Source organism: Actinomadura flavalba DSM 45200 (assembly GCF_000374305.1).
In the GTDB taxonomy this organism is placed as follows: domain Bacteria; phylum Actinomycetota; class Actinomycetes; order Streptosporangiales; family Streptosporangiaceae; genus Spirillospora; species Spirillospora flavalba.
In genome coordinates, this window is sequence record NZ_KB894094.1 from 102,955 (window position 1) to 125,193 (window position 22,239).

The window sequence follows — 22,239 nt, forward strand, 5'->3', positions numbered from 1 at the left end:
TCAAGACCGGAGGGATCAGCTATGTCTTCTTCCACCGCTCAGCCCACCGCCCTGTACGGCGGCGCCTCGGGACGGCGCGTCACCGTCCGCGACCTCGCCGCCGCCAAGGAGCGCGGCGAGAAGTGGCCGATGCTCACCGCCTACGACGCCTCCACCGCGCGGGTGTTCGACGAGGCCGGCATTCCGGTGCTGCTCGTCGGCGACTCGGCCGCGATGGTCGTCTACGGCTACGACTCCACGCTCCCCGTCACCGTGGACGACCTGCTGCCGCTGACGGCGGCCGTCGTCCGGGGCTCGCGGCGGGCGCTCGTCGTCGCGGACCTGCCGTTCGGCTCCTACCAGGGCGGCGTCTCCGAGGGCCTGGCGAACGCCGCCCGGTTCATGAAGGAGGGCCACGCGCACGCCGTCAAGCTGGAGGGCGGGCGCCGCGTGCTGCCGCAGGTCGAGACGATGGTCGCGGCCGGCATCCCCGTCATGGGCCACCTCGGCCTGACGCCGCAGTCGGTGAACGTCCTCGGCGGCTACCGCGTCCAGGGCCGGGGCGAGGCCGGCTCCGACCTCATGGCCGACGCGAAGGCGCTGGAGGCCGCCGGGGCGTTCGCGGTCGTCCTGGAGTGCGTCCCCGACGAGCTGGCCGCCGAGGTCACCCGGTCGCTGAGCATCCCGACGATCGGCATCGGCGCCGGTCCCGCGACGGACGCGCAGGTGCTCGTCTGGCAGGACATGGCGGGCCTCACGCCCCGGACCGCCAAGTTCGTCAAGAAGTACGCCGACGTCGGCACGGCGCTGCGCGCGGCGGCCGAGGAGTTCGGCGCCGAGGTCGTCGGCGGCGCCTTCCCGGCGCCGGAGCACACCTACCACTGACCCGCGTCGTGAGAGCGCCCTCCCGGACCGGGAGGGCGCTCTCACACGTTCTGGGGCTCGGGCGCCGGTCCGGGCACCGGAAGCCGGATCTCGTCCTCCATGGTCTTCACGGCCGCGCTGAGGACGTCCGGCCCGGCGACGTTCATGAGCAGCAGGCCGAGGTTGAGGGCCTTCTGGGTGTCGGTCATGTCGCTGCCCGCCAGCGCGTCCACGGCGGTGCGGAGCGCGGCCTGATCTTCGGCGGACACGTTCTGGAGCAGGCCGAGGCAGTAGGTGGGGAGGGCGAGCTGGGCGCGGCGGAACGAGACGCCGTGCATGATGTCGCCCGCCGCGGCGGCGCGGCTGCTGGCCTGCTTGCGGTCGACGCCGCGGTCGGCGGCGGCCAGCAGCGACGTCAGCAGCGTGCTCGGCCCGACGGCGACGTCCTCGTCGCCCACGCGGACCGTGAACACGGCGCTGCGGAACACCATCATCGACCCCAGGCTCGCCACGAGCACCTGCGTGGCGGCGGCCATCTGCGGCGACTGCACGCCGAACTTCCAGTCGAAGGTGCGCAGCAGGAACAGCGACGACGCGCCCGCCGACCCGTTGATCAGCACGTACGCCCAGGTGCTCGGCACGCGGAGCAGCGTCATCGGCCGGTCGCGGTAGCGGCTGACCAGCTCGGCGACGCCGACGAGGCAGCTCAGCGCCGCCGCGATGACGTAGCCGGTCATGCGTCGAGCAGCCGGACGATCTCGTCCCCCTCGTCGCCGGGGGCGCCGCCGCCGCGTTCGACGGTCACGCGCCCGGCGTCGCGCAGCGTCTCGACCGCCCCGGCGACCTCCAGGACGCCCAGGCCGGTGCCGCGGCAGAGCTGCGTGAACGTCTGCGGGGCGCGCGCCTCACGCAGCCGCGCCAGCACCCGCGAGGCGACGTCGGCCGTCCCGGGCTCGGACGGGCGGGCGGGCCTGGCCCGCTCCCGGTCGGTGCCGCCGCGCAGCCGCTCGGCCGCGCGGTGGGGTCGGGGCGCGAGGAACGCGCTCCACGGATCGGCCGAGTGACTGTCGCTCATCGTCCACCTGTTCCCTCGCGGCACGCGGTCCTGAACCGGCCGTCACAGGTTCAGACGCACGGACACGCCGAAAGGCTCCCAGATTCTCGCCGCGCGGTGAAGCGGAACCTCAGTCCCGCTCGGATTCGTCGTCGACGGCGTCCTGCTCGCGCCGCCGCGCCGCCGACGCGACCGACGACGGCTCCTCCTGGGACGGGTCCTCGCCCATGCGGGCGTCGGGGCGGCTCGCCGGGTTGAGGTTGCGGGGCGTGGAGCGGGCGACGATGAGCCGGTCGGTGGGGCGCAGCGCGCCGCAGGCGTCGTGGTCGTAGGCGAGGACGGTGCCGTCGCGGACGACGGCCAGCCCCGGCTGGTGGATGTCGCGCAGGCTCAGCCCCACCTCGGACGGGTCGACCGGCCGCTCGACCAGGTCGAGGCCGCTGCCCTGTTCGAGCAGGTCCTCGATGACCTGGCTGACGTGCGGCTGGCTGGTGGAGACGCCGAGCAGCCGCCCCGCCGCGTCCGAGGAGGTGATGACCCGGTCGGCGCCGCTCTGCCGCAGCAGCGGCGCGTTCTCCGACTCGCGGACGGCCGCCTGGATGCCGGCGCGCGGGTTGAGCTGCCGGGCGGTGAGCGTGATGAGGACGGCCGAGTCGTCGCGCGGCGCGGCGATGACGATCTCCCGGGCGCGGCCGACCTCGGCCTGCTTGAGGACGGAGCTGCGCGTCGCGTCGCCGAGGATGCCGACGAACCCGGCGTCGGCCGCGTCGGCGGTGGCGCGCGGGTCGGGGTCGACGACGACGATCTGCGTGTGGTCGACGCCGCTGTTGAGGAGGGTGCGGATGGCGCTGCGCCCCTTGGTGCCGTATCCGGCCACCACGATGTGGTCGCGCACGCGGTTCCTCCAGCGGGTCCGGCGCCAGTCGTCGCGGGTGCGTTCGGCCAGCACTTCGAGGGTGGTGCCCACGAGCACGATGAGGAACAGCACCCGGACGGGCGTGATGAAGACGATGTTGACGAACCGCGCCCCCGGGCTGACGGGGGTGATGTCGCCGTATCCGGTCGTGGAGACGGTGACGGTCGCGTAGTAGAAGGCGTCGAGCAGGGACAGCGGGCTGCCGGAGTTGTCGCGGTAGCCGTCCCGGTCGAAGTAGACGGCCGCGACGACCGCCAGCAGCAGCCCGAACGCGATCAGTACGCGTTGCAGCACCGCCCGCAGCGGCCCCACCCGGCTGTGGGGCAGCAGCACACGCGCGCGCCGGGCGGCCATCGTTTCCACCCGCCCATTGTGCCGTGCCCGCGGCGCGCTCGGGCCGCTGCCACTCCGCCCGTCTAGACGTCCGTGACGCGCAGCCCGGCGTGCGCCTTGTACCGCCGGTTGATCGAGATCAGGTTCGCGGTGAACGCCTCGACCTGGTGGGCGTTGTGCAGCTTGCCGCCGTAGACGCCGCGCATGCCCGGGATGCGGCCCGCGAGCGCCTGGACGGTGTCGGTCGCCTCGCGCACGTCGCCGAGGACGAGCACGTCCAGGTCCATCCCGTCGACGGCCGGGTCGAGCAGCAGCTTGGCCGACACGTGGTGGAACGCGGCCACGACGGTGCTGTCCGGCAGGACGGCCGCCGCCTGCTGCGCGGCGCTGCCCTCCTCGACGGGCAGCGCGTACATGCCCTTGCCCTTCTCGAAGCCGAGCGGGTTCACGCAGTCCACGACGATCTTGCCCGCCAGCTCGTCCCGGACGGACTCCAGCGTCGCCCGGTGCCCGTCCCACGGCACCGCGACGATCACGACGTCCGCCTCGCGCGCCGCCGCCGCGTTCTCCGCGCCGCGCACGGACGCGATCCCGAGGTCGTCGGCGGCCTCCTGCGCCCGGTCGGCCTTGCGCGACCCGATGACCACGGTGTGCCCGGCCAGGCCGAAGCGGCGGGCCAGTCCCTTGCCCTGGTCGCCGGTGCCGCCGAGGATGCCCAGCGTGAGGCCGGAGACGTCCGGCAGATCGGTTCCGGCTCCGGAGGGGGTCTTCTGCTGCTGCTCAGTCATGGTGCCGAGTCTGTCAAACGGCTGCCGGGACGGGCGGGGTGGGGCACGATGACCTCGTGGACGGTGACCAGGTGATGATGCTGCGTGAGGTCCTCACGGCGACGGGCTGGCTCGACCGCACCCGGGAGCTGGGCCGGGCGCTGCGGACCAATGCCCGCACGCCGGGCGGCCTGCTGCTCGTCGGCACCCCGGCGGGCGATCCGTGGCACCTGGCCGCGCATCTGGACGACGAGAGCCGCCTGGCGTCGCTGCCCGGCCTGGCGCCGACGCTGGTGCGGTGGCGCCCGCCGCCGTCCGCGCCCGCGCACCTGCGCGTCGGGCTGGACCGGCTGGAGGACGCGCGGCGCGGCGAGACGCTGTTCGTCGTCGCCGAGCAGGAGGCGCCGGTGCCGCTGCTGGAGCGGGTGGACGACGCGCGCCGCGTCGGCGCCACGATCCTCACCCTGGACGGCGGCGACCGCGAGCTGACGGGCCTCGCCCACGCGTCCCTGACCGTCCCGGCCGCCGATCCGCTGCTGTCGTTCGACGGCGCGCAGCACCTCGTCAGCGCCGCCGCCGGGGAGGACTCCGGCGCCCGTCCGGGCCTGCGCCGCCGCCTGGCCCGGCTCCTGGACGCCGTCAGCGGCCCGACCGTCGACTAGCGGGCCTCGCGGTCCTCCTCGTCCCAGCGCTCGTTGCGCTGCCGCGCCGTGGTGAGGGCGCTCGCGGCGTCGGCCTGGGACGAATACGGGCCCATGCGGTCCTTGTCGGGGCAGCCGGGCCCGTGCTCCACCTTCATGTGCTTGAGGCAGAACCACCAGTCACCGTCGTTCGCGTTCGCCATCGGCGTCTCCTTCGTCTCGCGGGGCACCCCATTCGTGCCCCGATATCGCTGACTACACTCGCTGACCATGACGACGCACCTTCTCCGGCCCGGCCAGGTCACCCCCATGCGGAAGGTCCCCGCGCACATCCCGCGTCCCGAGTACGTCGGGAAGAAGCGTCCCAAGACCGGCGAGCCGGACGTCAAGTCGCCCGAGACGATCGCGAAGATGCGCGTCGCGGGACGGATCGCCGCGCAGGCGCTGGAGGAGGTCGGCCGGCACGTCCGGCCCGGTATCACCACCGACGAGCTGGACGTCATCGGGCACGAGTTCCTGCTGCGGCACGACGCGTACCCGTCGACGCTCGGCTACCGCGGCTACCCCAAGTCGCTGTGCACGTCGGTGAACGAGGTCATCTGCCACGGCATCCCCGACTCGACCGCGCTGCGCGACGGCGACATCGTCAACGTCGACATCACCGCGTTCATCGACGGGGTGCACGGCGACACCGACGCCACGTTCCTGTGCGGCGACGTCGACGAGGAGTCGCGGCTGCTGGTGGAACGCACCCGCGAGGCCATGATGCGCGGCATCCGCGCCGTCCGGCCGGGGCGGGCGCTGAACGTCGTCGGGCGCGTCATCGAGTCGTACGCCAAGCGGTTCGGGTACGGGGTCGTCCGCGACTTCACCGGGCACGGCATCGGCACGACGTTCCACTCCGGCCTGGTCGTCCCGCACTACGACGACCCGAACGCCACCACCGTCATCCAGGCCGGGATGACGTTCACGATCGAGCCGATGCTCACGCTCGGCACCCACGACTACGACATGTGGGACGACGGCTGGACGGTCGTCACGAAGGACCGCAGGCGCACCGCGCAGTTCGAGCACACGATCCTCGTGACCGAAGACGGCCACGAGATCCTGACACTGCCCTGACCCCGGGCGGGAACGCTCGCCAGTGCCCCCCGCCACCGTCCGGGAGACCCTCATGAACGTTCCGGCGCCGTACGAGTCCCGCGTGCCGTCCGACGACATGCCCCCGGGCCGGGCGGCCCTGTCGGTGACGTGGGCGGCCCTGCCGTTCCTCACGCTGGGGTACGCGACGCCGTTCACGTTCGCGGCGGCGCTGCTGTGGCGGCGGTCGGCGCACCTGCTGGTGGCGACGCTCGGCTACGGCGCGGTGTTCACGCTGCTGATGATGAACCTGCCCCAGGCCGGGTCCGAGGACGGGCGCACCGTCGCGGGCCTGCTGATGTTCGTGCTGGCCGTCGTGGGCTGCGGGCACGCGTTCCTCATCCGCCGCCGCGTGTTCGACCCCGACGGCCTGTCCGGGCTGGGCAACGACGCCGAGGTGGAGCGGGTGCGGCGGCACCGGCTACTGCGGGAGCGGGCGCGGACGCTGGCCGCGTCCGACCCGGGCCTGGCGCGCGAGCTGCGCATCGGCCGGCCGGACCTGCCGCGCCGCTACCAGGACGGCGGGCTCATCGACGTCAACCACGCCCCGGTGGACGTGCTCGTCCACCTGCCGGGGGTGACGCGGGAGCTGGCGGACCGGATCGTCGCCGTCCGCGCGGAGACGGGCGGGTTCCAGTCGGCCGAGGAGATGTCGCTCGTGGCCGAGCTGCCGCCGGAGATCACCCCGGACGTCGCGGACTTCGCGGTCTTCATCCGGTAGCCGGGCGGGTACGGGCGGTAGGTGAGCGATCGGCTGGCGGAGTACCGGAGGCGGCGCAGCGCGGAGCGCACGCCCGAGCCCGTGCCGCGCGACGGGCCGCTCCCGGCGGGCCGCGACGACACGTTCGTCGTCCAGGAGCACCACGCGACGAGCCTCCACTGGGACCTGCGGCTGGAGCGGAACGGCGTGCTGGTGTCGTGGGCGGTGCCCAAAGGGCTTCCGCCGTCGCCGAAGACGAACCACCTCGCCGTGCACACCGAGGACCATCCCCTCGACTACGCCTCGTTCGAGGGCGACATCCCGGCGGGCGAGTACGGCGGCGGCCGGGTGATCCTGTGGGATCGCGGCACCTACGAGACGGAGAAGTGGACGGACCGGGAGGTCAAGTTCGTCCTGCACGGAACACGCGTGTCGGGACGGTACGTGCTGTTCCAGACCGGCGGGAAGAACTGGATGATCCACCGGATGGACCCGCCCGCCGACCCGTCCGCCGCTCCCCCGCCGGACGACTGGGCGCCGATGCTGCCCGAGCGGCGCGAGCGGCTGCCGCGCGACGCGTCCCGGTGGGCGTTCGAGTTCGCCTACGGCGGGCGGCGGGCGCTGGCCCGCGTCGAGGGCGGCCGGACGCGGTTCCTCGGCGCGTCCGGGCCGTCCCGGCTCGGGACCGTCCTGGGCGAGGCGCTGGGGGCGCGGCCCGCGCTGCTGGACGGGGAGTTCGCGGAGGTCGACGGCCGCGCCGCGTATCTCGTCTTCGACGTGCTGCACCTGGACGGGCATCCGCTGCTCGACGCGCCCTACGAGGAGCGCCGCGACCGGCTCGACGGCCTCGGGCTCGCCTCCGTCACGCCGTGGTTCCCCGGCGACGGCGCGGCCGTGCGGGACGCGGCGGCGCGGCAGGGGCTGGCATCGATCGTCGCCAAGCGGCTGGACTCGCGGTACCGGCCGGGCGCGACGTCGCCGGACTGGCGGTTGCTGCCCGCCGGGAACTAGAGTCGGGGCATGACGCGACGACGATATTGATTCACGACGCCGGGCGGGCGGCTCGTACCCGCGCTGTACGCTTCGGCGTTCCTTGAGAACCTCGTCCTGCTGTACCCGGTGTACGCGCTGCTGTTCGCCGACACCGGGCTCGGTCCGGCGCAGATCTCGTCGCTGTTCGTGCTCTGGTCCGCGACGGCGTTCGTGTTCGAGGTGCCGTCCGGCGTGCTGGCCGACCTGGTGGCGCGCCGCACGCTGCTGACGTGCGCGCCGCTGGTGACCGGTGCCGGATACGCGCTGTGGACGTTCGCGCCGTCGTATCCGGCGTTCGCGGCGGGGTTCGTCCTGTGGGGCGCGGGTTCGGCGCTGCGCTCGGGCACCGTGCAGGCGCTCGCCTACGAGGAGCTGGAGCGCGCCGGGGCCGCCGATACCTATGCCCGCGTCATCGGCCGGGTGCGCGCCCTCGACACGACGGCCGTCCTGGTCGCGACGGCGCTCGCCGTCCCGGTCCTCGCCTGGGGCGGCTACACGGCGGTGGGCGTCGCGAGCGTCGGTGTCTGCGTGCTCGGCGCCCTGGTGGCCCGCGCGCTGCCCGAGGGCCGTCCGGCGCGGGCCGATCCGGACGAGGACGAGCCCGGGTTCCGCGTCGTGCTGCGGGACGGGCTGCGGCAGGTGCGGGCGGTGCCCGGCGTGGGCGCGGCGCTGGCGGTGCTGTCGGCGCTGACGTTCGTCGCCGCGCTCGACGAGTACTTGCCGCTGCTGGCCGCGTCGATGGTGCCGACGCTCGCGGCCGTGCCCGCGCTGCTGTTCGTCGTGGCGGCCGGGGACGCGGCGGGCGCCTGGTGCGCCGGGCGTGGGACGCGGTGGTTCGTGCCGCTGCTCGGCGCCGCCGCGCTGTTCCTGGCGGCCGGGGCGGCGAGCGGGCATCCGGCGGGCATGGTGCTGGTCGGCGCCGCGTTCGGCGTGTTCCAGTGGTCGCTCGCCGCGGCCGACGCCCGGTTGCAGGACCGCATCGAGCCGGGCGCGCGGGCGACCGTCACGTCGCTGGCCGGGTTCGGGGAGGAGGTCGTCGCCGTCCTCGCCTTCGCCGGATACGCGCTCGGCTCGCGCTGGGCGGGTCCGGGCGCGCTGTTCGCGTTCGCCGCGCTGCCGTACGCCGCGCTGGCGCTCCTGCTGGCGATGGCGCGGCGGCGCGGGAGCCGGGGGTGACGCCGCCGCACCGTCACCGGGGAGTCCGGGCGCTCGCGACCGTCCACAGCGCTCCGGCGAGCAGCACCGCCCCGGACAGCGCGCCCGAGACGACGGGCGTCCAAGCGCGTTCCGCCGTACCGGCCAGAACCAGCCCGAGGACGCCGAGAACGGTCAGCGCGGCACCCGGCACGAGCACCGACGCCTCGCGCCACACCCGCGCCAGCACCAGGAAGTGCGCCCCGACGACGACCGCGACCCACGCGACCCCGCACTCCTCGGGCGCCCCCGCCGTCCGGAGCACGGCGAGCCCGCCGAACAACGCGACCACCTCGACGCCGACGACCACGAGGTAACCCCGCCCGAACATCGGCCCCCGCGCCGAGCCGCCGTCGGACGTCCGCGCGGAGCGGGCCGCCCGGACCCAGGCGACCGCGACGACGGCCAGGGCGAGCCCCGCCCCGCAGCGCGCCGCCACGCCCGCCCGGGCGGCCAGCGGCGCGCCGGTGTTGAGAAGGACGAAGACGAACCCGAAGACGGCGCCGACGAGCACACCGGTGAGACGTTGCATGGGCGTCGAATGTAGTGGCACCCGGACGGCGGCGTGACGCGGGAACCGGCGGGGGTCCGGATGCGCCTTATTCGTCAGTGTGTTCTAACACGGCGCGGCGTGAGGAGATGGGGATCTTCGGGGGGTTAGAGTCCGGCCGGGTCGGGTTCGGGTGGAAAGGGTGATCTTGGGATGATGGGCGGGAACCATGCGCTGAGCGGGGCGCTGGTGTGGCTCGCGGCGGCGCCGGTGCTGGGGCAGGAGCGGCTGCTCGGCGAGGCGGCGGTGAATCTGACGCCCAAGCAGTTGCTGGCCGGGGCCGTCGTGACGGCCGGGGCCGCGCTGCTCCCCGACATCGACCACCACAACGGGCGGATCGCCAACACGTTCGGGCCGGTCACCCGGGTGTTCTGCAAGTACGTCGGCAAGATCTCCGGCGGACACCGGCAGGCGACGCACTCGATCTTCTTCGCCGTGCTGATGGGCTTCGCGATGTGGGCGCTGGCCACCTACGCGATCTACGGCTGGTGGGCCGCGCTGTTCGTGATCATCGGGTTCGGGCTGCGCGGCATCGGGTTCGACTTCGAGGGCAAGGAGCCGCAGTCGTCCATCCTCGACTGCGTCCTCGCCGGACTCGCCGTCTACCTCATGCACGACCTCGACATGAGCTTCGCCGGGTACGCCGTCGCGCTCGGCTGCCTCGCGCACATCGCGGGCGACTGCCTCACCCCGCGCGGCTGCCCCGTGTTCTGGCCGCTGCGCGCCCGGATCGGGCTGCCGCTGATCCCCAGGACCGACGGCAAGGTCGAACGGTGGGTCATCGCGCCGGTGCTGACGGTCGGCGTGGTGATCCTGACGATGCGGTCGGTGCTCGGGGACCTCGGCGTCGAGATCCTGACCGGGTCTAATACCGGGTGACGACCGCGATCCGGTCGTGGTCGACCAGGAACCCGTCGGACACGAACGTGACCTCGCCGCCGTACTCCAGCGTGGTCTCGATGAGGTCGTCCACCACGTCGTCCACGACGTCGGCGCCGTGCAGCGCGCCGACCGGGCCGTCTACCGGGACGACCTCGCGCGGCGTCCGGACGGCGGGCGCGTAGTAGCCGCGCTCCACGACGAGGTGCTCGGCCTGGCCGCGCTCCACGACGGGCAGCACGTCCCGCAGCCCCGCCGCGTACCGGCGGAGGCCGCGCGCGGCCTCCAGCTCGGCGAGGACGGCGACCTCGCGCAGGTCGTCGTACGCCTGGAGCACGGGCCGGGCCAGCTCGGCGAGCGTCCCGGCGGACGCGCCCTCGAAGCCGCCGTCGATCCGCCCGGCGATCGTCACGCCGGGACCGGCGAGCTCGTCGAAGAGCGCCTGGTGCCGGGTGACGCCCGCGATCACGACCGGGCGGGCGTCGCGCGCCAGGACGGCGTGCAGGCCCGTGACGACGGCGCGGACGAGGCGCCGGTGCGGCTCGTCGCCGGTGCCGGCCGAGCGGCGGTCGCGCTGCCCGTCGCCCTGCTCGTCGAGCGGTTCGGGCGCGAGCGGGAAGCCGTCGCCACGGTGCTCGGTGAGTTCGCCGCCCTGGCCGTCCCACAGCCGGGCGCGCCGGTCGGACAGGCAGACGAGCCAGTAGCGCGGGGTGCGGTGGTGCGCCGCGATGAGGTCGCGGGTCGCGAACGTGGTGTCGACGATGACGCGTTCGTCCACCTCGGTCTCGACGGTGAACGCGTGGTGCTCGCCGTTCGGGGCCGCGAACAGGACGATCCCGTCCTCGGCGTCGCGCGGGTCGAGTTCACCGGCGGCCTCCTCCAGGCCGCGCAGGATGCCGTCGGCGGCGGCCGGGTCGACGCGGTCGTCGGCGGTGAGGCGGCGCCGCACCTCGCCCAGCAGGTTGCGCAGCCGGATCGCGTCGCCGCGGTTCTCCGGGGCGTGGCGGTACGTCGGCATGACGACCGAGACGGCCGGGAAGGTGCGCGGCTTGCGCAGTTCGGAGAGCGTGACGGCGTCCATGATCCCCCGATCGGATGACGTTCGTCGGTACAGCCCCTTTCTAACGACTTGCCGGTAAACGGGGCGTAAGGGGCATTCGATGATCGCGCCGGTGTTCAAGGCGCCGCCCGGCACCGTTCAAGATCACTTGACCCGGCTTGCGGACGGGCCCCGCACGGGCATGACCTGTGCGGGGGTGGCCGATGGGGACGAGGACGCAGGCGCGCGCCGCGACGGGAGCGGTGCTCGCGGCGGTACTGGCGGCGGGATGCGCGGGCGGTACGCCGATCACGCGGAGTAGCGGCTCACCGGCCGCCAGTCCGGCCGACAGTGGCGACGGCGGTGGCGCGGCGGTCGCGTTGCAGCAGCAGTACGAGCAGGTCGTGAGCCGGGTGCTGCCGTCGGTCGTGCAGATCACGACGGAGGACGCCGAGGGCTCGGGCGTCGTCTGGGACGACCAGGGGCACATCGTGACGAACGCGCACGTCGTCGCGGGCGCCGAGCGCATCCGGGTCACGGCGGCCAGCGGCGGGACGCCGACGCGCGCGACGCTCACGGGCTCGTTCGCGGCGGACGACCTCGCGGTCGTCAAGGTGGACGGCGTGCAGGTGCGTCCGGCGCGGTTCGGCGACTCGGGCGCCGCCAAGGTGGGGCAGATCGTGCTCGCCATGGGCAATCCGCTCGGGCTGTCGGGAAGCGTGTCGAACGGGATCGTCTCGGCGCTCAACCGGACAGTCTCCACGCGCGGCGAGGGTGCCTTCCCGGGCGCGACGATCGGGAACGCGATCCAGACGAACGCGGCGATCAACCCGGGCAACAGCGGCGGCGCGCTGGTGTCGCTGTCCGGCGAGGTGCTCGGCATCCCGACGGCGGCGGCGTCGGACCCGCAGGCGGGCGGGACGGCGGGCGGCATCGGGTTCGCGACGCCGTCCAACACGGTGCGCAGCATCGTGCCGCAGCTCATCGAGGACGGACGCGTCACCGACAGCGGCCGGGCGGCGCTCGGCGTGACGGTCCGCACCATCATCGACCCGGACAGCTCCCAGCAGGCCGCCGTCGGCGTCGTCGAGGTCGAGGACGGCGGCCCCGCCGCCCGCGCGGGCATCCGCCCCGGCGACCGCATCATCGCCGTCAACGGCACCCCGACCCCGGGCCAGACGGCCCTGGCCGAGATCCTCGCGGGCCTCAACCCAGGCGACCGCGCCCGCATCGACATCGAGAACCCCACCGGCCAACGCCGCACCACGAACGTCACCCTGGGCGAACTCCCCGCCGGCGGCGCCTGACAACCCGGCCCCGGCAGACCCGAACCGCACGCGCCGAGCACCGGACCGCCCGCCGAAGCCCTCGCCGGACGCAGCCGGACCACCCGAACGCGCCGGGCGTCGACGGCCCGAGCCCCGAGGCGACGAGCCCTACCGTCCGGGTGGCCCCGGCGACGCGGCCCGCAGGCCCGAACCGCGCGGTGATCGCCGGACGCCCCGGCGAGGTCTCGCCGGGCCGCCCCGGGCCGGTGTCGCCCGACAGCCCGAGCCGCGAGGCGGCAAGCCCTACCGTCCGGGTAGCCCCGGCGACGCGGCCCGCAGGCCCGAAACGCGCGCCGGGCGATCCTCGGTGAAGGGCTCGTCGGGGTGGTCAGGGGCGGAGGCCCGCGAGGGTTACGCGGATGTAGGGGTCGTCGGGGTGGGCGCCGGGGCGGCAGACGGCGTGGCTGAGGACGGCGACCGCGTCGTGGGGGGTGATGTCGGGGCGGAGGGCGCCGGTCGCGCGGGCGCGTTCCATCAGGGTCGTCAGGAGGGCGTTGACCTCGGTCTGGAGGGTGGCGCGTTCCGCCGGTGCGGGGCTGGACTCGCTGAGGGACTTCACCAGGGCGAAGGGCGCGTCGGCGCCGTAGCGGGCGAAGGCGGTGACGGCGTCGAAGGGGTCGGCGGGCGGGTTCGCCAGGAGCCCGCGCACGACCTCGTGCGTCTCCCGCAGGGCCGTCAGGGCGATCTCCTCGACCAGCGCGGCGCGGTCGGGGAAGTGACGGTAGAGGGTGCCGACGCCGAGGCCCGCCGCACGGGCGATCTCGTCCATCGGGACGCCGGGTCCGTGCTCGGCGAACAGGGCGAGGGCCGTGGACGTGATGCGGGCGCGGTTGCGCTGGGCGTCGGCGCGCAAGCTTCCCCCTTAACCGGAACGTGGAGTTCATGTTAACCTCCGGAACCGGAACATCCGGTTCACCTTATGGAGGCGATCCCCATGCGCATCGGCGCTTTCCTCCTCGCGGGCGGCGCGCCCCTCGACGACCACGCCGAAGAAGCCCGGCATATCGCGCGGGCGGGCCTGGGCAGCGTCTTCTACGGCCAGTTCACCGGCTGGGACGCCGTCGACACCGCCGTCCTCGCCGCGCGGGACAACCCGTCGCTGGAGGCTGGCACCGCGATCGTCCCGACCTACGCGCAGCATCCCGCCGCGCTCGCGCGGCAGGCGCTCACCGCCGCCGCCCTCACCGGCGGCCGCTTCACGCTCGGCGTGGGGCCGAGCCACGCCGCGCTCGTGGAGGGCGAGCTGGGCCTGTCCTACGAGCGTCCCGCCCGGCACGTCCGCGCGTATCTGGAGGCGCTGCGCCCCCTGCTGCGCGGCGAGGACGGCACGTACTCCGGCGCCACCACCCGCATCGACGCACCCGGCGCCACTCCCCCGCCGGTCATCCTGTCCGCGCTCGGGCCGGTGATGCTGCGGATCGCGGGCGAGCTGGCCGACGGCGTCGTCACCACCTGGACGGGCCCCGCCGCGCTCGCCGATCACATCGTCCCGTCCGTCACGGCGGCAGCGCAGGCCGCCGGACGCCCCGCGCCCCGCGTGCTGGCCGGCGTCTACGCGGCCCTCACCGACGACCCCGAGAGCGTGCGGGCCGAGCTGGCAACACAGCTCGGCTTCGCGAGCGGACTCCCCGCCTACCGCGCGATCCTCGCCCGGCAGGGCCTGACCGGCGTGCACGAGACCGCCATCGCGGGCGACGAACGCGCCCTGACCGCCGAAATAGCCCGATTCGCCAACGCAGGCGTCACCGACCTACTGATCAGCCCCCACGGCACCCCCGACCAACGACGCCGCACCCTGGAGTTCGCAGGCGCGCTCAGCACAGCACCTCCATGACGCCCCCGGCTGCCCCACGAACGGCACGTGCACGACGACGACGCAGCAGAACCCGCACTCCGCACAGTGCACGGACGCCGGACCACGCCGCCCACACGAAAGCAACGACGGCAAACGCCAGCGGCCGCGGGCGCGCTCAGCGCAGGAGTTCGATGGCGGGGCCGAGGTGTTCCATGAAGGGGCCGTGCACGGTGACGTAGGAGAAGCCGTACTCCTCTCGGTGCGCGCGGAGCTGGGCGGCGATCTGCTCCGGGGTGCCGAACGCGAGGAACGGCGTCTCCAGGATCTCGTCCACGCTCAGGTATGGCAGGAGGCGGGCGGTCTCCTCGGCGGCGGCGCGGCGGTCGCCGGTGAGCGTGACCCGCTGGAGCAGCATGCTCAGCTCGGCGTCGCGCCCGCCGAGGCGGTCGCGGACGAACGCGACCCGCTCGGCGGCCTGGGCGGCGGTGCCGAGCCGGAACGTGCCCGGCGGCTCGCCCGGCGCCTGGAAGACGCCCGCGACGGCGACGGTGTCGGCGTGCGCGGCGGCGATCTCCAGCACGGTGTCGCCGGTGCCGCCGACGAGCAGGGGCGGCCCCGACCCGCCGAACCCGGTGCGCTGCACGGGTTCGAGCACCGGGATACCGTGCTGTTCGTGCAGGTCGGCCCGCTCGGCGTACATCGGGTCGGCGAAGATCCGGCCCAGGGTCGCGATCGTCGCGGCGAGCCGCGCGGACCGCTCGCGGAACGGCTCCCACGCGATTCCGGCGGCGTCGAACTCCCACTTCATGTGCCCCGAGCCGAGGCCCAGCTCGAACCGGCCGCCGCTGAGCCGGTCGACGCTGGCGACCTCGCGGGCGAGCAGGTGCGGGTTCCAGAACCCGTTGTTCAGGACGAGCGTGCCCACGCGCAACCCGTCGGTGGCGTCGGCGAGGGCCTGCGCGGTGACGAACGGCGACGGCCCGCCGAGGTGGTCGGGGACGAGCGCGACGTCGTACCCGAACGCCTCCGCGCGGCGGGCGTCGACGGCGAGGTCGGCGGCGGTGCCGAGCCCGCGCACGTTGTAACCGAACCGGAAATCTCTCATGAACTCCTCCTGCGCGAGCGTTCAGCCGAGAACCACAAAACCGGTCTCACAAGCGGGAACCAGCGTTCCAGGACGCCGAGCACCGAACCGGACATCCCTCACCGGCCCATCCCACGCGAGCGTTCAGCCGGGGACGATGAAGCCGGTCTCGTAGGCGAGGATCACCGCCTGGGTGCGGTCGCGGGCGCCGAGCTTGGCCAGGACGTTGCCGACGTGCGTCTTCACCGTCTGCGGGCTGACGAACAGCTCCGCGGCGATCTCGGCGTTGGCGCGTCCCTTCGCGACGAGCCGGAGCACGTCGGCCTCCCGCTCGGTCAGCCGCCCGTGCCACCGCGCGGCGGGCGGCGCGGGGACGCCGTGCCGCTCGGCCAGTGACCGGATCGCGGCGGGGAACAGCAGCGTGTCGCCCTCGGCGACGATGCGGATGGCGGTGAGGATCTCCTCGGGCCGCGCCCGTTTGAGCAGGAACCCGGACGCGCCCGCTTTGAGCGCGTCGTACACGTACTCGTCGTTCTCGAACGTCGTCACCACGATGATCTTCGGCGGGAACGGTTCGGCGAGCAGCCGCCGCGTGGCCTGGATGCCGTCCAGCCGGGGCATGCGCACGTCCATGAGCACGACGTCGGGCCGTGTCTCCCGCACGGCGGCGGGCACCTCGGCGCCGTCCGCCGCCTCCCCGGCCACCTCCAGCCCCGGCTCGGCCCCGATCAACGCGGCCAGCCCGGCCCGAATCAACCGCTCATCATCGACGAGCAACACACGAATCGCCACAACCCCGCCCTCCCACACAAAAACCATCAGCACTCGGATTCCAATACGAACCCGCCACAACCGCCCGCCTCCCCATGACTGCGCAGCCCTCCACATAGGCGGCCCAGTCCGCCCAGACCGCCCAGAACGCCCAGACCGACACTGTGCTCGTGAACCAGCCCTCCGCACACGCGCGAGCCCTCCGGCTGTGCCCGGCTGACAACCGCGTTCCGGGCGAAGCCTCCCGCATGCGCGCGAGCCTGCCGCATACGTGCGCGCAAGGCAGCCCGGACAGCAGCCGCCCGCACGCACGCAGCGGTGTGCGTCCTCCGCATGCGCGCAAGGCAGCCCGCCCGTCGCCCGGCTCTACGGCGAGCTGCTCGCCAGCCCTCCGGATGCGGGCACGGCGGCCCAGACCACACAGATCGACGCCGCGCTCCTGAACCAGCCTTACGCACACGCACGAGCCCTCCGGCTGTGCCCGGCTGACAACCGCGTTCCGAACGGAGCCTCCCGAGTGCGCGAGCGTCCCGCATACGCGCGGGCCTTCCGCATACGCGCGAGCGTTCCGCATGCGCGCAAGCCCTCCACATGCGCGCGAGGCGGCCCGCTCGGCGGGGCGGGCGCCGGGGGCCCTCGTTGTTCCGGGCGGGCGGGTTCGCTGCTCCTACGGGGACGGGCCCAGGGGCAGGACGACGTGGAGGTGCCAGCCTTCGGCGGACGGGCCGGCGTCGACCGTGCCGCGCAGGACGCTGACGCGTTCGCGCACGCCCGACAGGCCGCGTCCGCCGCCCTTCGTGGTGATCTCGCGTTCGCCGAGCGGATTGTCGATCTCCATCTCCAGCCGGTCGCCGCGCACCGCCACCCGCACGCGGACCGGGACCTTCCCGGCGTGTTTGAGCGCGTTGGTCAGCCCCTCCTGGACGATCCGGTACGCCTCGCGCGACACGGCCGCCGGGACGCGGGCGAGCCCGGGATCGACGTCGGCGGCGACGGAGACGCCCGCGATGCGGGTCTGGTCGAGCAGCCGGGGCAGGTCGCCGAGGGTGAGCTGCGGGGCGCGGGCGGGGGCGTCCTCGCGGAGCAGGCCGAGGACGTGGTCGAGGTCTTCGAGGGCGGCGCGGGACGTCTCCTCGATCGCGCCGAGCGCCTCGCGCGCGAACGCGGGGTCGGTGGCCAGGACCCGCCCGGCCGCGGCGGCCTGGAGCGTGACGACGCTCAGCGCATGCCCGACCGAGTCGTGCAGGTCGCGGGCGAGCCGGTTGCGTTCAGCGAGCCGCGTCGCGGCGGCCTCCAGCTCGGCGACGCGTTCGGCGGGAGACGGCCCGAGCAGCCGGGGCGCTAGCCGCGCCAGCCCCGCCCCGGCGCCGACGATCAGCGCGAGGACGCCCGCCAGCGTCGCGAGCCCGGCCGGAATCGCCACCCAGGCCCAGCCGCCCCACTTCCCCGGCCCCGGCCCGACGAACGGCTCGGTCCACGCGTTCCACGGCGCGAACATCGTGACGACCGCGAACGGCGGCACCGCGAGGCTGATCGCGCTGACGACGACGCCGACGTGCAGGTGCGCGGTGTACCAGACGGCCGTGCGGACCCGGTCACCGAAGGCCCGCCCGGACGAGGCGGGCAGCGCCGCGAGCGGCCCGCCCAGCAGCTCCCGCGCGGCGGCGCCCTCCAGCGACCGCACCGCCGGGACGAGCCCGGTGAGGAACGTCCCGGCGACGGGCAGCACGACGAGCATCAGCACGAGCTGCGCGGCCAGGGCGACCGGCAGCGGCCCGATGACGGTCATCGAGAGCAGCCAGTACGGCAGCAGCAGCGCCCCGCCGGCCACCAGATAGGCCCACCGGCGCCACGTCCGCCGAGCGGTCACGACCGCCAGTCCCCGTCTCACCCCTCGATCGTGGCAGACGGGAACGGGCCGCCACCTCCCCCGGAAGGCTGAACGACTCAGTCGCTGGTCGGAGGTCTGGCCTGCGACTTCTTGGCGAGATCGGCCAGGTGCGCGTTGTACGCGGCGAGATCGTCGTCGTCGGTGTTGCCGGACGCCTCGGCCCGGTCGGCCCGGCGGTCCTGGCGGCGCGCCTGCCGCTGGTCGTCGAAGAACCACTGCAACCCGAGGATGACGAGCACGACGAGCGTCGGGATCTCCCCGAACGCCCACGCGATCGCGCCGCCGGTGTGCTGGTCGTCCAGCGTCGAGGCGACCCAGTCGGGCTGGACGGCGCCGTACCAGGTGGGCGCGAGCGGCGCGCCGAGGTTCATCAGCGCCAGCCCGAAGAACGCGTGGAAGGGCATGGTGACGAACAGCAGCATGATGCGGGCCGGGTAGGGCAGCCTGCGCGGCGCCGGGTCGACGCCGACGAGCACCCAGAAGAACAGCGCGCCGACCGCCAGGAAGTGCACCTCCATGGCGATGTGCCCGAGATGGTTGCGCATGGCCTTCTCGAACAGCGGCGTGAAGTACAGCGCGAACGTGCTCGCGACGAACAGGATCGTGGCGACCGCCGGATGCGTCCAGATCGCGGTGATCCGGCTGTGCAGCGCGGCCGTCAGCCATTCGCGCGGGCCCCGGTCGCCGCGGATTCGGGCGGGTTTGAGCGCGCGCAGCGCCAGCGTCACCGGGCCGCCCGCGACCAGGAAGATGGGCGCGAGCATGTTGAGCACCATGTGCTGGCCCATGTGCGTGCTGAACATGATCGGCGAGTACCGGGCGACGCCGGTCTGCGTGACGGCCAGCAGCAGCACCAGCCCGGTGAACCACGCGAGCGTGCGGTGCAGCGGCCAACGGTCGCCGCGCCGCCGCAGCCGGACGAGCCCGACGATGTAGAGGCCGCCGAGGACGGCGGCGAGCGTGGCGAAGAAGAAGTCGAACTGCCAGAGCGTCGCGAGCCGTCCGAAGGTCAGCTCGGGCGGCGGGTCGAAGCCGAGCAGCGCCCGGACGGGCGTCTCCTCCTCGGCGGGCGGCGGCGGCGCGGTGCGCGCCAGCGCGACGGCCAGGCCCATCGTGGCCGCCATGACCGCGACCTCGACGGTGGCCAGCCGCGCGAACGCGCGCGGCTTGCCGTCCGCGATCTGCGGCACGGTCCGCTCGCGGTGCCACCAGCCGAACGCGCCGAGCAGCGCGAACGCGACGATCTTGCCGGTCGCGAGCCGCCCGTAGTTGGTCGTCAGCAGCTCGACGGGGTCGGGCAGCCGGACGATGACGTTGACGATGCCGCTGACGCCGACGAGCAGATAGCACCACAGCGCCATGCGGCTGAACCGCTCGGCCATGACGCCGGCCCTGTCGCGTCCGGTGAGCACGTGGAACCCGAGGATCGCCAGCCCGCCGACCCAGGGCGCGACGGCCAGGACGTGCAGCGCGACGCCGGTGACGGCGACCGAGTGGTTCCCGGCGGACGCCGAGTGCCCCGTCAGCGGCGGCGGCAGCAGCGCGACGGCGGCCAGGACGAGCAGCCCGAACGCGGCGCCGGGCGTGGTCGTCGTCCAGGCGAGCAGCGCGACGACGACGGTGAGCAGCACGACGAGCATGAGCGCCGTGCCCTGCGGCAGCGAGCCGACGTAGCTGCTCAGCTCGTTGCCGGTGAGGATCTCCGAGACGGGCTGGCCGAGCACGTCCGCGACGGTGAAGACGAGCGTCGCGGCGGCGGCGGCGGCCCAGGCGGCGGCGAGCCAGGACGAGGCGCGCAGGTAGCCGATCGCGTCGGCCGACAGCGGGGAGGCGGCCTTCTTGTCCTTGCCCCCGGCGCGCATCGGGAGGAAGGCGACGGCGGCCAGCAGCGCGCCGACCGTCAGCGCCGCCGTCAGGTTCATGACGAGCCGGGAGACCGGCAGGCCCCACCGGGTGAGCGCGCCGGCGTCGCCGAGGCCCGGGATGACCCGTTCGGCCACCACGCCGCCGACGACGAGCCCGACGACGAGGACGCCGGCCGCCGCCGCGACGGACAGCGCCGCGGCGCGGACGACGGCCGGCGTCCCCTTACTCACCGGAGGCGCCCTTGTCCGTCTCACCGGTGGCGGTGCGCGCGGGCTCCTGCGACGCGGTGGCGCGCTTGCGGCGGCCGCGCAGCAGGACGAACGCCAGGCCGATCAGGACGCCGACGCCGAGCCCCCCGAGGACCATGATCCACGGTGAGACGCCGCCGTCGTCGTCGGACGGCGTGCTGTTCTTCGCGGGCAGGCCCGCGCCCGCGGTGGTGTTCTGCTCGGGCTCGGCGGTGGACTCGGCGGGCGCGAGCCCGGCGGGCTCCTCCTCGCCGCCCTGCGCGACGACGAACGTCAGGTCGTCGGACTCGACCGGGTGGCCGTCGGCGCCGACGATCCGGTACGCGACCGTGTAGGCGCCGCCGGGCAGCGCGCCCTTGAGCCGCTGCGTGACGACGGTGCCGGCGCGGGCCGCCTCACCGGCCTGGAACTGGGTGCCCTCGTCGTCGGTGACGACGACCTTCGCGGCGCTGGGGGCGTCGCTGAAGGTCAGCTCGACCTCCGTGACCTGGGTGGCCGTCGCGTCGGCCTTCGGCGTGCTGGAGACCAGCCGCGAGTGCGCCGACGCGGGGGCGGCCAGGGCGGTGCCGAGGACCGCGACGAGGCCCAGGGCGAGGAGGGCGAACAGCGCCCGGGAGGTGCGAATGATCATGAAGAGGCCGGTTTCTAGGGGACGGACGGAAGCCGCGTCCAGCCTACTGAGACCGGCGCGTGCGAACGCCCCGTACCGGTCACGGTCGGAGATCGGAGCACACCGGAAGAGCAAGCGCGCCCGGCCGCGACGCGGCCTCGCGGAGGCGGCGCTTCCCGCCCGGCGAGACCGCCGCCTCAGCCGACCGGCTAGACGCCGACTCCCGCCAGCGCCCGCCGGTAGGCGTCCAGCTCGGCGGCGTCGGCGCCGCCGGTCTCGGCGAGCAGGTCGGCCAGGTCGTACCAGGTGCGGGCCGCCTCGCGGGACGACTCCAGCCCCTCCAGGTGCGTCGCGGCCAGCGTCAGCACCTCCACCGCGCGGTTGCGGCGGCCGAGCCGGGCGCACGCCTCACCGAGCACCGTCAGCGCCGCGGCCGTCGCGCGGCGCGGCGTCTCGCCCAGCAGGCCCAGCGCCTCCTCGGCCAGCGTGACCGCGTCGCCGGGACGGCCCAGCGCCGTCTCGGCGCGGGCCAGCTCCGTCAGGCACGCGGCCACCGCCTTCTCCCCCGCCGCGCTCACCGTGATCTCGCCGCGCACGCGGGCGAGCAGGTCGCGGGCCTCGGACGCCCGCTCGGGACGGGCGCGCAGCAGCAGCCCGGCGTAGGCGACGCGCAGTGCGGCCACGACGCGCGGGTCCTCGTCGTCGCCGGCGGCCAGCAGCGCCCGCTCGGCCAGTTCCACGCCGCCGTCGAGGTCGCCGCGGATCTCGGCGACGCGCGCGGCCTCCCGGTAGGCGGCCACGCGGGCGCCGGGCCCGCCGACACGGTCGGCACGTTCCACGAGCTGCGCCGCGAGCTGCCCGGCCCGCACCAGGTCGCCGCGCTCGACGAACGCCACCAGCAGCGCCGCGCCGAGGTGCACGGCGGCGTCGGTGGAGTCGGCGCCGGACGCGACGAGCTGCCGCAGCGCCTCCTCGGCGACGCCGACGCCCGCGCCGACGTCGCCGCGCTCGCGCAGGCAGCGGCTCAGCGCGACGTGCAGCCGCGCCCAGTGGTCGAGGTCGGCGTCGGGGGACGCCTCGGCGGTGAGCCGGCGCAGCTCGTCCACGGCGCCGGACAGGTCGCCGGACGCCTCCAGCGCCAGCGCGTGCCCCCAGCGGGCCTGGTGCAGCATCTCGGGCAGCGCGACCGCGTCGTCGCTGGCCAGCACGTCGGCGAATCGGGCGCGGGCCTCGGCGGCGGCGCCGTTGCGCAGCGCGATCTCGGCGTAGTCGAGGGTGACGCGCAGGTCGTCGACGACGTCCTCGCTGACGCCGGAGACCAGGTAGGTCGCCGAGCAGTTCAGCTTGCCCGCGAGCAGGTCGATGACGCTGGGCGCCGGGATGCGCTTGTCGCTCTCGATGAGCGAGATGTAACTGTCGGACAGCTCGGGGAACGCGAGCTGCGCCTGACTGATCCCCTGCCGGATTCGCAGCGCGCGGATGCGCTGTCCCAACGTCTCGCGATCCATCGTGACCACCGCCTAGGAGGTAAGCGCCCGGCGCCGCGCCGTGCGCGCCG

The 22,239-nt window shown here is 74.4% G+C and carries 23 protein-coding genes; 9 read left to right on the forward strand and 14 right to left on the reverse strand.

The genetic code is table 11. The annotated features are described in order from the left end of the window. The first annotated feature begins 21 nt into the window (after window positions 1-21). The gene (panB, locus tag C229_RS0109940; protein WP_018654918.1) at window positions 22-864 is read left to right on the forward strand and encodes a 3-methyl-2-oxobutanoate hydroxymethyltransferase; all 843 of its coding nucleotides are present in this window, start codon (window positions 22-24) and stop codon (window positions 862-864) included. Between the two features lie 41 nt (window positions 865-905). Here the strand turns inward: panB and C229_RS0109945 are convergent, their stop codons facing one another. The 4 genes from C229_RS0109945 to npdG all read right to left on the reverse strand — a co-directional run bounded on the left by C229_RS0109945 (window position 906) and on the right by npdG (window position 3,934). After that, window positions 906-1,580, reverse strand: a complete 675-nt coding sequence (locus tag C229_RS0109945; RefSeq protein ID WP_018654919.1) for a hypothetical protein — start codon at window positions 1,578-1,580, stop codon at window positions 906-908. Further along, a complete protein-coding gene (locus C229_RS34890) occupies window positions 1,577-1,918 on the reverse strand; it encodes a hypothetical protein (protein WP_018654920.1) in 342 nt (113 codons plus the stop codon). The genes C229_RS0109945 and C229_RS34890 overlap by 4 nt, the downstream gene beginning before the upstream one ends. Before the next feature lie 109 nt (window positions 1,919-2,027). Beyond that, on the reverse strand, window positions 2,028-3,167 hold the full coding sequence (locus C229_RS0109955; protein ID WP_018654921.1) for a potassium channel family protein: 1,140 nt from the start codon (window positions 3,165-3,167) through the stop codon (window positions 2,028-2,030). 62 nt (window positions 3,168-3,229) lie between these two features. Further along, window positions 3,230-3,934: an NADPH-dependent F420 reductase gene (gene npdG / locus C229_RS0109960; RefSeq protein ID WP_018654922.1), complete on the reverse strand. Its 705-nt coding sequence runs from the start codon at window positions 3,932-3,934 to the stop codon at window positions 3,230-3,232. Between the two features lie 56 nt (window positions 3,935-3,990). On the opposite strand from npdG, the gene C229_RS0109965 reads away from it, so the two are divergent. Beyond that, window positions 3,991-4,575, forward strand: coding sequence for a hypothetical protein (locus C229_RS0109965; RefSeq protein ID WP_018654923.1), 585 nt, complete (start codon window positions 3,991-3,993; stop codon window positions 4,573-4,575). On the opposite strand, the gene C229_RS0109970 is transcribed toward C229_RS0109965, so the two are convergent. After that, on the reverse strand, window positions 4,572-4,757 hold the full coding sequence (locus C229_RS0109970) for a hypothetical protein (RefSeq protein ID WP_033424218.1): 186 nt from the start codon (window positions 4,755-4,757) through the stop codon (window positions 4,572-4,574). The two genes, C229_RS0109965 and C229_RS0109970, sit on opposite strands and share 4 nt — an antisense overlap. Before the next feature lie 67 nt (window positions 4,758-4,824). Between C229_RS0109970 and map the strand changes: the two genes are divergently transcribed. The 4 genes from map (at window position 4,825) to C229_RS0109990 (ending at window position 8,602) form a co-directional block, all read left to right on the forward strand. Then, window positions 4,825-5,676, forward strand: a complete 852-nt coding sequence (map, locus tag C229_RS0109975; RefSeq protein ID WP_026313630.1) for a type I methionyl aminopeptidase — start codon at window positions 4,825-4,827, stop codon at window positions 5,674-5,676. A 52-nt stretch (window positions 5,677-5,728) separates the two neighbouring features. Further along, a complete protein-coding gene (locus C229_RS0109980) occupies window positions 5,729-6,415 on the forward strand; it encodes a ComEA family DNA-binding protein (RefSeq protein ID WP_033424261.1) in 687 nt (228 codons plus the stop codon). 21 nt (window positions 6,416-6,436) lie between these two features. Then, window positions 6,437-7,405 carry a DNA polymerase ligase N-terminal domain-containing protein gene (locus C229_RS0109985; protein ID WP_026313631.1) on the forward strand — a complete coding sequence of 323 codons (969 nt, stop codon included), beginning with the start codon at window positions 6,437-6,439 and terminating at the stop codon, window positions 7,403-7,405. A 108-nt stretch (window positions 7,406-7,513) separates the two neighbouring features. Continuing rightward, a complete protein-coding gene (locus C229_RS0109990; RefSeq protein ID WP_018654928.1) occupies window positions 7,514-8,602 on the forward strand; it encodes an MFS transporter in 1,089 nt (362 codons plus the stop codon). 13 nt (window positions 8,603-8,615) lie between these two features. Here C229_RS0109990 and C229_RS0109995 read toward each other — a convergent pair whose 3' ends face one another. Further along, window positions 8,616-9,152, reverse strand: a complete 537-nt coding sequence (locus C229_RS0109995) for a hypothetical protein (RefSeq protein ID WP_026313633.1) — start codon at window positions 9,150-9,152, stop codon at window positions 8,616-8,618. A 174-nt stretch (window positions 9,153-9,326) separates the two neighbouring features. Between C229_RS0109995 and C229_RS0110000 the strand changes: the two genes are divergently transcribed. Beyond that, on the forward strand, window positions 9,327-10,049 hold the full coding sequence (locus tag C229_RS0110000) for a metal-dependent hydrolase (protein WP_033424262.1): 723 nt from the start codon (window positions 9,327-9,329) through the stop codon (window positions 10,047-10,049). On the opposite strand, the gene C229_RS0110005 is transcribed toward C229_RS0110000, so the two are convergent. Next, window positions 10,036-11,130: a baeRF3 domain-containing protein gene (locus C229_RS0110005; protein ID WP_018654931.1), complete on the reverse strand. Its 1,095-nt coding sequence runs from the start codon at window positions 11,128-11,130 to the stop codon at window positions 10,036-10,038. The two genes, C229_RS0110000 and C229_RS0110005, sit on opposite strands and share 14 nt — an antisense overlap. Window positions 11,131-11,312: 182 nt before the next feature. Here C229_RS0110005 and C229_RS0110010 point away from each other — a divergent pair, with 182 nt between their 5' ends. Beyond that, window positions 11,313-12,395 carry a S1C family serine protease gene (locus C229_RS0110010; RefSeq protein WP_033424219.1) on the forward strand — a complete coding sequence of 361 codons (1,083 nt, stop codon included), beginning with the start codon at window positions 11,313-11,315 and terminating at the stop codon, window positions 12,393-12,395. A 349-nt stretch (window positions 12,396-12,744) separates the two neighbouring features. On the opposite strand, the gene C229_RS0110015 is transcribed toward C229_RS0110010, so the two are convergent. After that, window positions 12,745-13,269 (reverse strand): TetR/AcrR family transcriptional regulator, encoded by a 525-nt coding sequence (locus C229_RS0110015; protein WP_018654934.1) that lies wholly within the window; start codon window positions 13,267-13,269, stop codon window positions 12,745-12,747. Window positions 13,270-13,350: 81 nt separating this feature from the next. Here C229_RS0110015 and C229_RS0110020 point away from each other — a divergent pair, with 81 nt between their 5' ends. Beyond that, window positions 13,351-14,250 (forward strand): TIGR03564 family F420-dependent LLM class oxidoreductase, encoded by a 900-nt coding sequence (locus C229_RS0110020; protein WP_033424263.1) that lies wholly within the window; start codon window positions 13,351-13,353, stop codon window positions 14,248-14,250. A gap of 136 nt (window positions 14,251-14,386) precedes the next feature. Here the strand turns inward: C229_RS0110020 and C229_RS0110025 are convergent, their stop codons facing one another. From C229_RS0110025 to C229_RS0110050, 6 genes are all read right to left on the reverse strand, one after another. Continuing rightward, complete coding sequence (locus C229_RS0110025; protein ID WP_018654936.1) at window positions 14,387-15,316, reverse strand: TIGR03621 family F420-dependent LLM class oxidoreductase; 930 nt, start codon at window positions 15,314-15,316, stop codon at window positions 14,387-14,389. A gap of 123 nt (window positions 15,317-15,439) precedes the next feature. After that, a complete protein-coding gene (locus C229_RS0110030; RefSeq protein ID WP_476692015.1) occupies window positions 15,440-16,114 on the reverse strand; it encodes a response regulator in 675 nt (224 codons plus the stop codon). 619 nt (window positions 16,115-16,733) lie between these two features. Continuing rightward, window positions 16,734-17,957 (reverse strand): sensor histidine kinase, encoded by a 1,224-nt coding sequence (locus tag C229_RS0110035; RefSeq protein WP_240487202.1) that lies wholly within the window; start codon window positions 17,955-17,957, stop codon window positions 16,734-16,736. Between the two features lie 56 nt (window positions 17,958-18,013). Continuing rightward, window positions 18,014-20,053, reverse strand: a complete 2,040-nt coding sequence (locus C229_RS0110040) for a bifunctional copper resistance protein CopD/cytochrome c oxidase assembly protein (protein WP_018654939.1) — start codon at window positions 20,051-20,053, stop codon at window positions 18,014-18,016. After that, window positions 20,046-20,702 (reverse strand): copper resistance CopC family protein, encoded by a 657-nt coding sequence (locus tag C229_RS30110; RefSeq protein ID WP_018654940.1) that lies wholly within the window; start codon window positions 20,700-20,702, stop codon window positions 20,046-20,048. Before C229_RS30110 ends, C229_RS0110040 begins: the two co-directional genes overlap by 8 nt. A gap of 188 nt (window positions 20,703-20,890) precedes the next feature. After that, window positions 20,891-22,189 carry a helix-turn-helix domain-containing protein gene (locus C229_RS0110050; protein ID WP_026313637.1) on the reverse strand — a complete coding sequence of 433 codons (1,299 nt, stop codon included), beginning with the start codon at window positions 22,187-22,189 and terminating at the stop codon, window positions 20,891-20,893. Window positions 22,190-22,239 lie beyond the last annotated feature (50 nt).

Coding starts and splice junctions, on each gene's coding strand:
- panB (WP_018654918.1), top strand. CDS start 22: ATGTCTTCTTCCACCGCTCAGCCCACCGCCCTGTACGGCGGCGCCTCG.
- C229_RS0109945 (WP_018654919.1), bottom strand. CDS start 1,580: ATGACCGGCTACGTCATCGCGGCGGCGCTGAGCTGCCTCGTCGGCGTC.
- C229_RS34890 (WP_018654920.1), bottom strand. CDS start 1,918: ATGAGCGACAGTCACTCGGCCGATCCGTGGAGCGCGTTCCTCGCGCCC.
- C229_RS0109955 (WP_018654921.1), bottom strand. CDS start 3,167: ATGGCCGCCCGGCGCGCGCGTGTGCTGCTGCCCCACAGCCGGGTGGGG.
- npdG (WP_018654922.1), bottom strand. CDS start 3,934: ATGACTGAGCAGCAGCAGAAGACCCCCTCCGGAGCCGGAACCGATCTG.
- C229_RS0109970 (WP_033424218.1), bottom strand. CDS start 4,757: ATGGCGAACGCGAACGACGGTGACTGGTGGTTCTGCCTCAAGCACATG.
- map (WP_026313630.1), top strand. CDS start 4,825: ATGACGACGCACCTTCTCCGGCCCGGCCAGGTCACCCCCATGCGGAAG.
- C229_RS0109980 (WP_033424261.1), top strand. CDS start 5,729: ATGAACGTTCCGGCGCCGTACGAGTCCCGCGTGCCGTCCGACGACATG.
- C229_RS0109995 (WP_026313633.1), bottom strand. CDS start 9,152: ATGCAACGTCTCACCGGTGTGCTCGTCGGCGCCGTCTTCGGGTTCGTC.
- C229_RS0110000 (WP_033424262.1), top strand. CDS start 9,327: ATGGGCGGGAACCATGCGCTGAGCGGGGCGCTGGTGTGGCTCGCGGCG.
- C229_RS0110005 (WP_018654931.1), bottom strand. CDS start 11,130: ATGGACGCCGTCACGCTCTCCGAACTGCGCAAGCCGCGCACCTTCCCG.
- C229_RS0110010 (WP_033424219.1), top strand. CDS start 11,313: ATGGGGACGAGGACGCAGGCGCGCGCCGCGACGGGAGCGGTGCTCGCG.
- C229_RS0110020 (WP_033424263.1), top strand. CDS start 13,351: ATGCGCATCGGCGCTTTCCTCCTCGCGGGCGGCGCGCCCCTCGACGAC.
- C229_RS0110025 (WP_018654936.1), bottom strand. CDS start 15,316: ATGAGAGATTTCCGGTTCGGTTACAACGTGCGCGGGCTCGGCACCGCC.
- C229_RS0110030 (WP_476692015.1), bottom strand. CDS start 16,114: ATGGTTTTTGTGTGGGAGGGCGGGGTTGTGGCGATTCGTGTGTTGCTC.
- C229_RS30110 (WP_018654940.1), bottom strand. CDS start 20,702: ATGATCATTCGCACCTCCCGGGCGCTGTTCGCCCTCCTCGCCCTGGGC.
- C229_RS0110050 (WP_026313637.1), bottom strand. CDS start 22,189: ATGGATCGCGAGACGTTGGGACAGCGCATCCGCGCGCTGCGAATCCGG.